8 protein-coding genes are annotated in these 11,957 nt (G+C 61.9%); 2 read left to right on the top strand and 6 right to left on the bottom strand.

Annotated elements, in window-relative coordinates:
- Positions 1-392: 392 nt before the first annotated feature.
- Positions 393-2,810, top strand: a complete 2,418-nt coding sequence (locus tag AC07OV_RS04400) for a glucose/quinate/shikimate family membrane-bound PQQ-dependent dehydrogenase (protein WP_495091679.1) — start codon at positions 393-395, stop codon at positions 2,808-2,810.
- A 254-nt stretch (positions 2,811-3,064) separates the two neighbouring features.
- On the opposite strand, the gene AC07OV_RS04395 is transcribed toward AC07OV_RS04400, so the two are convergent.
- The 4 genes from AC07OV_RS04395 to AC07OV_RS04380 are packed head-to-tail and all read right to left on the bottom strand — an operon-like array spanning position 3,065 to position 7,368.
- The gene (locus AC07OV_RS04395; RefSeq protein ID WP_495091678.1) at positions 3,065-3,484 is read right to left on the bottom strand and encodes a group I truncated hemoglobin; all 420 of its coding nucleotides are present in this window, start codon (positions 3,482-3,484) and stop codon (positions 3,065-3,067) included.
- Positions 3,484-4,347, bottom strand: a complete 864-nt coding sequence (locus AC07OV_RS04390; protein WP_495091677.1) for a DUF3034 family protein — start codon at positions 4,345-4,347, stop codon at positions 3,484-3,486. Before AC07OV_RS04390 ends, AC07OV_RS04395 begins: the two co-directional genes overlap by 1 nt.
- A 5-nt stretch (positions 4,348-4,352) precedes the next feature.
- Positions 4,353-6,701, bottom strand: a complete 2,349-nt coding sequence (locus AC07OV_RS04385; protein ID WP_494997758.1) for a putative bifunctional diguanylate cyclase/phosphodiesterase — start codon at positions 6,699-6,701, stop codon at positions 4,353-4,355.
- Positions 6,685-7,368 (bottom strand): methylamine utilization protein, encoded by a 684-nt coding sequence (locus AC07OV_RS04380; protein ID WP_495091676.1) that lies wholly within the window; start codon positions 7,366-7,368, stop codon positions 6,685-6,687. The genes AC07OV_RS04385 and AC07OV_RS04380 overlap by 17 nt, the downstream gene beginning before the upstream one ends.
- Here AC07OV_RS04380 and AC07OV_RS04375 point away from each other — a divergent pair.
- Complete coding sequence (locus tag AC07OV_RS04375) at positions 7,367-7,540, top strand: hypothetical protein (RefSeq protein WP_494997760.1); 174 nt, start codon at positions 7,367-7,369, stop codon at positions 7,538-7,540. The two genes, AC07OV_RS04380 and AC07OV_RS04375, sit on opposite strands and share 2 nt — an antisense overlap.
- A 57-nt stretch (positions 7,541-7,597) precedes the next feature.
- Here AC07OV_RS04375 and AC07OV_RS04370 read toward each other — a convergent pair whose 3' ends face one another.
- Positions 7,598-8,821, bottom strand: a complete 1,224-nt coding sequence (locus AC07OV_RS04370) for a putative porin (protein ID WP_495091675.1) — start codon at positions 8,819-8,821, stop codon at positions 7,598-7,600.
- A 408-nt stretch (positions 8,822-9,229) separates the two neighbouring features.
- Complete coding sequence (locus AC07OV_RS04365) at positions 9,230-11,566, bottom strand: putative bifunctional diguanylate cyclase/phosphodiesterase (protein ID WP_494997762.1); 2,337 nt, start codon at positions 11,564-11,566, stop codon at positions 9,230-9,232.
- Positions 11,567-11,957 lie beyond the last annotated feature (391 nt).

Genomic DNA, 11,957 nt, shown 5'->3' with positions numbered 1-11,957 from the left:
GCCGGCGAGGGCGCCCTCGAAATCGCCATCGCCGGCAAGCCGGCTCCTACAGGTTTTGCGGCGTCTTTTGCAGCGACGTTCTGTCACTGTTACCAAATCTGAAATGATGCATCTTGCGATTAGCCCTTTCTCTGCGGGCCCTCTCCCTTTATCCTTGCCCGCAACAAACTGAAACGTTTCATCTCCCGGTCGACCCCATCTTGCCGATTATTCCTACTCGTAAAGACAGCGCTGTCTTACACCCCGCTGCGCCTGGGGATAAATCGCCCGCCTGTGGATAACCCCCGCTGTCCCCAGAAAAACCGAATTAACGCTGAACCAAGCCCGCGCCGAATCGTCATCTACAGTGAAGCACGGGGTTACATAATTCCAACGTCACGGAGAAACACACTATGAGCACTGATGGTGCCTCGAGCCCAAGTCGCCTGCTGCCCAGGCTGCTAGGCGTCTTGCTGCTGATCATGGGCCTGGCCTTGCTGGCGGGCGGTGTCAAGCTGAGCATGCTCGGCGGGTCGCTTTACTACCTGCTGGCCGGTCTCGGCATCGCCCTCACCGGCCTTTTGCTGCTGGCCACCCACCGCGCTGCGCTGGGCTTGTACGCGCTGGTGCTGTTCGCCAGCACCGTGTGGGCACTGTGGGAAGTCGGCCTGGACTGGTGGCAGTTGGTGCCGCGCCTGGCCCTGCTGTTCGCCTTGGGCATCGTCATGCTGCTGCCGTGGTTCCGCCGTCCGTTGCTGCGCACCCAAGCTGCGCCACTGGGCACCGGCGCGCTGAGCATCGCCGTGGTATTGGCCGGTGCGACCGCCCTGGCCAGCCAATTCACCAACCCGGGTGAAATGGTCAAGACCGGCCAACTGGACCGCGACGCTGTGCCTGGCATGGCCAGCGCGGCACCGACCCAGGCCGATGGCGACTGGAACTCCTACGGCCGTTCGGCCCATGGTGATCGTTACTCGCCACTGGCGCAGATCACCCCGCAAAACGTCGGCAAGCTGGTGCCAGCCTGGACCTACCGCACCGGCGACATCCCGGGCCCTAACGACCCGGGCGAGACCACGGCGGAAAACACTCCGCTGAAAGTCAACGGCATGCTCTACGTGTGCACCCCGCACAGCCAAGTGATTGCCCTGGACCCGGACACCGGCAAGGAAATCTGGCGTTTCGACCCGAAGATCACCACCCAGGGTGCACAGAACTTCAAAGGTTGGGCGCACATGACCTGCCGTGGCGTGTCGTATCACGATGACGCGGCCTACGCCTCCGAGCAGAGCCCTACCGGTTCGGCAAGCACCACGCCTGTCAGCGCCGTGTGCCCGAAACGCATCTTCGTGCCGACAGCCGACACCCGTTTGATCGCCCTGGACGCCGACACCGGCAAGATGTGCGAAGACTTTGGTGACAAAGGCCAGGTCGACCTGCGTGCCAACATTGGCAGCTTCGCCCCAGGCGGTTACTACTCCACGTCGCCACCGGCCGTGACCAAGAACCTGGTGGTGATCGGCGGCCACGTGACCGACAACGTTTCCACCGACGAGCCAAGCGGCGTGATCCGCGCGTTCGACGTGCACACCGGCAAGCTGGTGTGGAACTGGGACAGTGGCAACCCGGACGACACCACCCCGTTGGCCGAGGGCAAGACCTACACCCGCAACTCGCCGAACATGTGGTCCATGTTCGCCGTGGATGAAAAACTCGGCACGCTGTACCTGCCGATGGGCAACCAGATGCCCGACCAATACGGTGGCGACCGTACCCCGGACTCCGAGAAGTACAGCGCCGGCCTCACCGCCCTGGACATCGACACCGGTCATGTGAAATGGACCTTCCAGTTCACCCACCACGACCTGTGGGACATGGACGTGGGCGGCCAGCCAACCCTGATCGACATCAAGACCGCTGACGGCGTCAAGCAAGCAGTCATGGCGTCGACCAAGCAAGGCAGCATCTACGTGCTGGACCGTACCAACGGCCAACCGGTGGTGCCGATCAACGAAATCCCTGTACCGCAAGGCGCAGTGGCCGGCGATCACACCTCCCCGACCCAACCGAAGTCCGACCTGAATTTCATGCCGCCGCCCCTGAAGGAACGCGACATGTGGGGTGTGACCCCGTTCGACCAACTGATCTGCCGAATCGACTTCAAGTCGATGCGCTACGACGGCCCGTTCACCCCGCCATCGCTGCAAGGCTCGATCGTTTACCCGGGTAACTTCGGCGTGTTCGACTGGGGTGGCATTTCCGTCGACCCGGTTCGCCAGATCGCGTTCGTGAACCCAAGCTACATGGCGTTCAAATCGAAACTGATCCCGGCCGCCGACATCGCCAAGCAAGGCCCGCGCGTCAGCGAAACCGAAGGCGTGCAGCCGAACAAAGGCGCGCCGTATGGTGTGATCCTCGAAGCGCTGCTGTCGCCAATGGGCCTGCCGTGCCAGGCACCGGCCTGGGGTTATGTGGCGGCGGTCGACCTGACCACTCACCAGACTATCTGGATGCACAAGAACGGCACCGTGCGTGACAGCTCGCCGGTTCCGATCCCGCTGACCATGGGCGTGCCTAGCCTGGGCGGTACGTTCACCACCGCCGGTGGCGTGGCGTTCCTCAGCGGCACCCTGGACCAGTACCTGCGTGCCTATGACGTGAAAAACGGCAAGCAACTGTGGGAAGGCCGCCTGCCAGCGGGCGCACAAACCACCCCGATGACCTACACCGGCAAGGACGGCAAGCAATACGTGCTGGTCATGGCCGGCGGTCACGGCTCCCTGGGCACCAAGCAGGGTGACTACGTGATGGCGTTCAAACTGCCGGATTAAGCTTCGCTGGCGGTAACAAAAAGGCGGCTACCTGATGAAGGTAGCCGCCTTTTTTCATGCCAAAAATCGCCGGCAAGCCGGCTCCTACAGAATCTGCGGGGGACCAACAATCGATCACTCACACCACGGTCTGTAGGAGCCGGCTTGCCGGCGATTGCGGTGTATCAGATACAGATGCAATTACTGACACAACGCTATCGCAGCCAAGCCAGCTCCCACACAAGCCAGTTCCCACAGTTGAGCATCATGTGGGATCAGTGCTCGATCACGTCGCTGCGCATGGGTGCCAGACGGGCGATCAAGCGGTTCTGCACCGGTACCGAAATCCCTTCGCTGTCCATCGCCTTGATCAAATCTTCGACCAACGCATTGAAGTCGCTGCGACTGACCTTCTGGCCTTTATGACTCTCGGCCATGCTGTCGCCGGTATAGGTGCACGGCCCGCCCGCCTCGACGCAGAATTGCTCGATCAGCTTGTTGCGAAGGCGCTGGATGTCGATGCGCCGAAAGCGCTCGACGATGCGCTCATCACGGGCGATGTTGAGCAACATGCCTTCGACAATCTTGGTGATGCCGGGCATGGCGCCGAGGTCGCGATAAAGGCTGTCATCCTTCGGTGGCTGTTGCGCACAAGCACTGAGCAGCAGCACAAACAGCGCGGGTAAAAAGCGCATCAAAAACTCCCCTGCACAGACAGGTAGGTGCCGTTCTGGTTATCCAGCGTGGCGATCTCCCCCAGGCGTGCATACGCCAGCACAAACGACACATGCTTGTTGGGGAAGTAGCCGACAAACACATCCGCCCAATCACTTTCACCGGCAAACGACAGGTTGTCCGGCTTCTGGCGATACTCCACGCCGAGTGCCCAGCGCGGGTTGAACAGCAGCGCCACCGAGCCTTCCTTGAGCAGGCTGCGACTGTCGCGCCGGTCGCCACCAAACCCGAGCAGGCCGGTTTCATTGGCGCGGCTGTAGCGCAGGCTGCCGTTGACCAGCACGTTGTAGCCAAAGGCCGCGCCTATGAACAAGCGGCTGGCGGCCAGGTAGCCCTCGACGTCGCTGTCGCGCTTGGCGCCCACCAGGCTCGGGATGTCGAAGTTGGTCTGGTGCTTGTATTCCAGGCCCAACGAAACCTGCGGCAGCTCGTCATAAATCACATCGCCAAACAGGCGCACCTTGAGGCCGAGTACGTCCTGACCCAGGTGGTCTTCAGGCAAGTTGAGCGCGTGCACCAAGGTGCCCAGGTCAAAGCGCTGGCGCGCAAAAGACACTTCGACACGGTTGTCATAAGCCAGCGCCAACCCGGCCACATCCAGCCGATAGTCCGGCAGGTTGACGGTGGTAGCAAACGCAGTGGCGCCCCACTCGTTCTTTTCGCCGTAACCGGTGAGCACCGCCCACGGCGTGATCCCACCACCCGCCGCGCCTTCAATGCTGCTGGCGCCACCGGTGGCGATCAAACGGCCGTTGTCGGCCCAGGCTGTTTGCAAGGCCAGTGCACCCAGGCAACCGATCAGAAGAGAAAATCGCACCGTCATGCCACTCAATGAACCAGGGAGGTTTGCGCACTGAGCGGCAACGCCACCCAGGCTTCAAAAGCATCGGCACTCAATGGCCGGCTGATCAGATACCCCTGGGCCGTGTCGCACTGCCAACGCTCCAGCAGACGCAAGCTATGGGCGTACTCGACGCCCTCGGCCACCACTTTAAGGCCCAGGTTATGGCTCATCTCGATGGTGGAACGCACGATCACCGCGTCCTCACTGGTTTCATCAAGGTTGCGCACAAAGGATTGGTCGATCTTCAACTCTTGCACCGGCAGGCGCTTGAGGTGCGCCAGCGACGAGTAGCCGGTGCCGAAGTCATCCACCGACAGACTGATGCCGCAATCGCGCAGCAGGTGCAGGACTTTCAGGGCCTTTTCCGGCTCGCGCATCACCGCACTTTCGGTGATCTCGAACAGCAGTTGCTCGGCCGGCAGGCCGTAGCGGCGCAACAACCCCGAGACGCGATGAGCCAGCTCATCACCGAGCAAATCATCCGCCGAGATGTTCAACGACAGTTGCAGGTACAGCCCACGGCGGTTCCATTCGCACAGTTGGCGAATGCCCTCTTCGATCACCCATTGGGTCAGTAATTGAATGCTGCCCGAGCGTTCAGCCAGGGGGATGAATTCAGCCGGCGAAACCATGCCGAACTGTGGATGCTGCCAACGCAACAACGCTTCGGCCTGGCGCACGTGGCCCTGGCGAATGTCGAGCTTGGGCTGGTAATGCAGCAGCAACTGCCCCTGGTTGGGCGCATGACGCAGGTCGCGAATCAGGGTGATCTGGCGCCGGTGCGCCAGGTCGCGGCCCTGCTCGTAGATCTGCAGGCGGCCGGGCATCTGGGCGGCGTCTTTCATTGCAATCGCCGCCCGCTCCAGCAAGGTAGGCGCACTTTCGCCATCGGCCGGATAGGCCGCGATACCCAGGCGGCAATCCAGTGCCAAGTCATGGCCGTTGATGCGCTGGGGCCGCAGCAGCAACTGTTGCAGCTTGTCGGCCATGCCCACCGCTTCCTCGCTGCCCGCCCCTTCCAGCAACAACAAAAACTCATCGGCAATCAAGTGCGCCAAGGTATCGCCGGGGCGCAGTATGGCTTGCAGACGTCGGCTGACATCCAGCAACAGCTGGTCCACCGCGTCAGGTCCCGCCGCTTCGCTGGCTGCCCGCAGGTTGTCGATGCCCAGGTAAATCAACGCCATCGGTCGCTGCGTGGAAATCGCGCTGCCCAGGCGCTCCATGGCCAACGCGCGGTTGGGCAAGCCGGTGAGGCGATCATGCAAGGCGTTGTGGGCCAATTGCTGTTCGCGCTCGGCGATCCCGCTTTGCATCGAATTAACCGCCAGGGCCAGGCGCCCCAACTCGTCGCTGCGCTCGAGGTTCACCGGCGTCTGGTAGTCGCCCTGGCCGATACGCTCGGCCGCAAGGGCCAAGGCCTGCACCGGGCGCGACACACCCCGCGCCAACAACAAGGCGCCGATCAGCGAGGCGATCAGTGCGACCAGGGCAATGCCGAGAATCTTTTCATCCAGTGGTACAAAGGCCTGCATTGCCGCATCCAGCGGGCTCTGCAACAAGGCCAATACCTGGCCGTCGTCATCGCTGGCCAGCACCAGCGACTGGCTGAGAAAGCTGTGCTCCAGGTGTTCGGTGGTGGCCACGCCGCGCCGCGTGGCATCCCCCAACATCAGGTTGACGATGCTGCCCTGCAAGCCCTGGGGCTGAGTGCTGACCAGTTGACCCGGCTGCTGTCGATCGATGGTCAGGAACGACACTTCCAGGTTGCTCAGCGAACGCAGTTCCTGGGCAAACGCACTGTCCATGCTGAAGCCCATCACCACCCGCGCAATCGGCAGCGGCGCCAGCACCGGCGCTTCCACCAGCAGATGCGGCTTGCCCTGCAACGGCACCATCAGCATGGCCTGGCGATTACGCCGCGCCTCGCGCAATGCCTGGTCGTAGCGGAAGGCCGAGCCTTCGGGCACTTCGTCGAGGGTGCTGGCGAGGACTTTGCCGTCCATGCCGAGCAGGATCATGTCGCTGGCATTGATACGCTTGCCATGGTTGAGCAGCACCGAGCGCATGGTCGCCGAATCACCGCTGGCCACGGCATCGCGGAAACCGAAATCCGCCGCCAGCAGTTGCACGCCATCGGCCAGGCGGCGGCCGCGCACCTCCAGCAAGCGTTCGAACACCCGCGAGCCTACCTCCAACTGAGCCATGGCCTGGCCGCGCACCGCAGAACTCGTCGCCGCTTTCACGCTGAAGTACAGCGCCCCGATCACCACCAGCAACAGCAGGATCAGGACACTGGCGACCCGCGCCTGGAAGCTACTGCGCAGTTTCACGGGCGGCTCGATTGAAGGCATCGCCAAACGCCGTTGGCGCGGGCGCGCTCGGCAGATCGGACGGACGCGGTTCGAGGGCCAGCCGCACCTCGTGGCGCAGGCCGGTAGCCAGCACATTCAGCGTGCCGCCATCGAGGGGCTGCATATCGGCCAGTTGCGGGTGCCACAGCGTGACGTGGTATGCCCCCGCCGGCAGCCCGTCGAGGCTCACGTGTCCAGCGGCATCGCTCACACCGAAGCGTGGGTCGTCGGTGACGTAGACGTAACCGAGCATCCAGTCGTGGATGTTGCAGCCGAGCACCACCACACCGGGTTTATCGAAGAGCAACGGGTCAGCGGGCGTGCCTTCATACAGGCGCAGCTCAAAGCGCTTGGCGGCGGAAAACGAGTAGACCTGATGGCGGATGTTGTCGCTGTTGGGGAAGCGAATCTGCGTGCCGGTGTGCACCGCCAGCACGTGGGGCGCGAACTGCTGGCCGCGTTGGTCCATGTCGGCCTTGAGTGCACCGGCCGCTGCGCCCACCGGGCCTTGCAGGGTCACCACTGCATCGTTGATCGGCGTGCCATCGGCTTGGCGGACAGAGACCTCAAGCGTCGCCGCAACGGCCACGATCTGTACCGAGAGCAACACGGCCCCAAGGGAAAACTGCTGGAAAATCCTGGCCATGCAAGGTCCGCGCGAAATAAGGAGAAAGGGCGGCCTGCCTTGGCACGGAAACGGGACAACGGGCGTCACGGCGCAGATGATGCCGCAAATAAGGCCAATTGCCATCATTGAATTCACAGCGAAACCTGACCGTTGGTCGGCAAAAACCTATGCAATCGGTCAGGCGCTGTAGAGGTTATCGACCCGGCTCAAAAAAGCTGTAGTCGACATCGGGACTTTGTAGGAGGGGTTAGAAGTAATAGCCGATATTCACGTTGGTGCGGAAGTACCACTCATTGCTGCCCGATGATGTCGTCGAGGTCCAGCCGGTGCCGTTTTCCGCGCCGCCGTAGGGGTTGGCGTTCTTGCCCCAGGTGAGGTCCAGCCAGGTGATGATCGGCCCCGCCATCAGCTTCACACCCAGGGTATCCATCTGCGAGCTGTTCCATTGCGCCTGGTCTTTGTGCAGCACGCTGTAGTCGTTGTAGAACTTGACGCTCTTGACCTTGCCCAGCTGCGGCGTGTCCACGGTGTAGCCGATGTTCAGCAACCCGACATCGCCCTTGGCCGCCACCAGGTAGGCCGGGCTTGCGGCGTTGGCGCCCATCAACACACTGGCGTCGCTCACGCCGTCGGGGTTCTGCAGGTTGTACTGGTAGCGGATCCCCATCAACTGGGCGCTCCAGGGCCCCTTGCTCAAGGTGGTGTGAGCGGCTGCAGCCCAGTAGGTCCCGTTGCGGTCGGTGGTGCCGTTGTAGACTTGGGAGCCGGCCAGCGACACGCCGGATTCATTCTTCCAGCCATCGCTGCCCCACGACCGCGCCAGGCGCAGGTCGAGCTGGTTGCGCTTTTCATTGTCCTGCCCGTGCAGGCTGGCCAGTGCGTTGTCCTTGAGGTCGCTGTAGGTGCCGACTTCCGGGGTGTAGCGCCGGTCGGCCGGAATCATCCGTGGAAAGAACGCCGCCTGTAGGTTCCAGTCGCCCAACGGGTGACTGTATTTCAGGCCCGGCGCCGCGCTGTCGGCATAGCCCAGGAAGTACGGGATATGAAAGGTCCAGCCGTTTTCCGGGTAGGGGTAAATGCCAAACGGCTTGTAGACGATGCCCAGTTGCACGTCATCGCCGTCCTGGAATTTGTAGCCCACCAAGGCGTGCTCGATGGAACGCCGGTTGCGGTCCTGGAAGGTGTAGCCGCCGTCCAGGTAAAACTGGTCCCACTTGCCCTTGACCTCGAAGCGGGCAATGTCGAACAGCAAGCGCGCCGGGTCATTGCTGCTGGTTTTCCAGTCTTCGTAGCGATGGTTGAGCCGAATCGAGCCGCCAAAATCCAGGGCCCTGGCCCCGTCGTCACTGGCCCAACTCAGGTGCCCGAACGGCTTGGGCGACGGGTTGTCGTCCGCCGCCAGCAACGCAGTGCAAAACACAGTGGCACTCACCAGCAACATCAGGCGCACAGGCCATTCAACTCGTGACATAGCGGTTTTCTCCGGGCGATAGAGCGCCTTAAAGGTGGGCAGCAGAGCGCCTACCCTTGGCATGAAAGGGTTATGGATAAGGGATGTACCGCCTGCGAGCGTCCTGCGTTCTTGCGGCACAACTATATGGCGTACACGCTGTTTTAATAAGCGTGTTCCGTCATCGGCGTGTTGTGCAAAGGGTGAGCCAAGTAAGATTAACTTTTGTTTATTTATAATAAATTTATAATTTTCAAACAGTTATAGAAATTATCAAAAATAAACCAAATTATTTCAGTGCAACCGCAAGTAACACAATGAAGCGCTTACGCTCTATTTGCACCTCAAACAGGCCACCACCACGAAAAACGCCCGAAGCAGCGCATCGGGCGTTTTGAGATGGCTATTGCGGGAGGATGAAACGATTTTCTAGATGGGTACCCGTTCGCGGCGCATCCACATTTCGAACGCCATGGCATTCAATGGCCGGCTGATCAGGTAACCCTGGGCGGTGTCGCACTTCCACTGTTTGAGCAGCTTCAGGCTGGGTTCGAACTCGACGCCTTCGGCCACCACCTTGAGTCCCAGGTTGTGGCTCATTTCGATGGTAGAACGCACGATCACCCCGTCGCCGGTGGTGCTGTCGAGGTTGCGCACAAAGGACTGATCGATCTTCAACTCCTGCACCGGCAGACGCTGCAATTGTGCGAGGGATGAGTAGCCGGTGCCGAAGTCATCCACCGACAAGCTGATGCCGCAACCACGCAGTTGCTCAAGCACGCTGAGGGCCTGTTGCGGGTTATGCATGATGGCGCTTTCGGTGATCTCGAAAATCAGTTGCTGGGCCATGACGCCGTACTGCATGAGCAGCGCAGTGACACGAATCGCCAGGTCATCGTCGGCCAGGTCATCCACCGAGATATTCACCGACAGCTGGATATGCATGCCTCGCTGCCCCCACTCGGCGATCTGCCGGATGGCTTCTTCGATCACCCACTGGGTCAGGCTGCGCATGCTGCCGGTGCGTTCGGCCAGGGGGATGAATTCGGCGGGCGACACCAGGCCCAGCGTGGGGTGTTGCCAGCGCAGCAGGGCTTCGGCCTGGCGCACATGGCCGTGCTTCAAATCGAGCTTGGGCTGGTAGCACAGGTAGAGCTCACCCTCGAGGGCGGCGCGGCGCAGGTCACGAATCAAGGTGATCTGGCGCTGGTGAGCAAGGTCGCGGTCTTGTTGATAAATCTGCAAATAGCCGGGCAAGGTCGCCGCATCATGCCGGGCGATGGCCGCGCGGCTGATCAACTCTTCCACCTGCCGACCATCGGCGGGGTACGCGGCGATGCCAATGCTCACTTCATGGCGCAGCTCATCATTGCCGATGCGCTGGGGCTCGGTGAGCAACCCGTAAAGGCGGTCGGCGCGGGCCACGGCGCGGTCGATCTCGGTGTTTTCCAGCAGCAGCAAAAACTCGCTGCCGGCAATGCGCGCGGCGGTGTCGCTGGCCAACAGGCTCATGGACAGGCAGCGGCTGGCCTCGCGCAACATCTCTTCCACGCCCTGGGGGCCGAAGCCTTCGTTGATCACGCGGTAGTTTTCAATGCCCAGGTACAGCAACACCACCGGGCGGCCCGCGCTGATCGCACTGCCCAGGCGCTCCATGGCCAGGGCGCGGTTCGGCAAGCCGGTCAGCGGGTCATGCAGGGCGTTGTGCGCCAATTGCCGCTCGCGCACGGCGATACCACTTTGCATAGCGTTGAAGGCCCGGGCGAGCAGGCCGAATTCATCATGGCTGCGCACCCGCACCGGCGTACGGTAGTCACCGGCGCCAATGCGCTCGGCCGCGTCCACCAAGGCGTTGAGCGGGCGCGAGACACGCCGCGCCAAAAACAGTGCCCCGGCCAAGGACACCAACAGCACCGCCAGCGCTATGCCCAGGAATTGCCGGTCCAGCGGCGCAAAGGACTCCAGCGCGTGGTCCAGCGGACTTTGCAGCAGCACCCGCACTTCGTCGCCATCGCCAGTGTTGGCCAGGGGCAGCACCTGGCTGAGCACGCGCTGCCCGTAAAACAGGTTGATCTGCGGCTCGGGGTACAGGTGCGCATCGCGCAAAGTGCTGATGATGGTGGCCTGGTAAGCATCAGGCTGGGTACTGAACAACGGGCCGGGACGACCGTCCTGCACACTGAGGAACGACACTTCCAGGTTGCTCATGGAGCGCAGTTCGCTGGCGAACAGCTTGTCCATGGGAAAGCCCATGATCACCCGGGCGATGGGCATCGGGTCGAGCACTTCGTCCTGCACCAGCAAGTACGGGCGGCCATCCATGGCCACGATCAACATTTGCAGGCCACTGCGCCGCGCCTTGCGCAACGCGTCTTCATAGGGGAACGCATCGCCGCGTGTGAGCATCGGCAAGGTGCTGACCACCACTTTGCCGTCGAGGCCCAACACGAACACTTCGCTGGAGCGGATACCGGTGCCATGCCGACGCAGCGCCGCGAGAATCGGCACGGTCTTGCCCTCGGCCACGGCTTGTTTGAAAGGCCCATCGACGGTAAGCCAATCGAGCCCGTATTGCAGGCGACGGCCGCGCAGGTCCAGCAGGCGTTCGAACACCTGGCTGCCGGTTTTCAATTGGACTTGGGCCTGGTTCTCGACGGCGCGGCCGGTGGCGGCCTTGACTGCGAAGTAAGTGGCCGCAACCACTACCAGCAGCAACAGCGCCAGCACCCCGGCAATGCGGGTTTGGAACGTGTGGCGCCACCTCATTGCAGTGCCCTCTGGCAGCGTTCGCTTGACTCTGCCACTACGTCCCTTTGTCATAGGCCTCCCTGGCGACTGCTGACCTGGCGTCAAAAAAACATCCATTTGAATTGGATATTTGGTTTGAGCAGATTAGCTGGGACTTGGGTTAAGTGCACCCAATAAAACCGGGGAATGTAGTGGCGGTTTTTTGGCGACAAGGGGTTGGCTGGGGGTGAGTACATATCCGTTATTGGGGTGATGGCGGAGTATGGTTTCGCCCTTACGGCGACTCACTTTGGAAAAGCCGGAATGCCGGCCCAGCCCAAAGTAAGCAAAGGGCTCTTGCCCCAACACTCGGCACCTCGCCTAGGCTCGGTGTGCCCGTAATCCGACAGGTATTTGGGGGGCCGCCTAA

The organism is Pseudomonas sp. GW821-FHT09A09 (assembly GCF_059418405.1).
The sequence above is the reverse complement of the archived record's forward strand: the minus strand, read 5'-3'. Positions and strand labels throughout refer to the sequence as shown.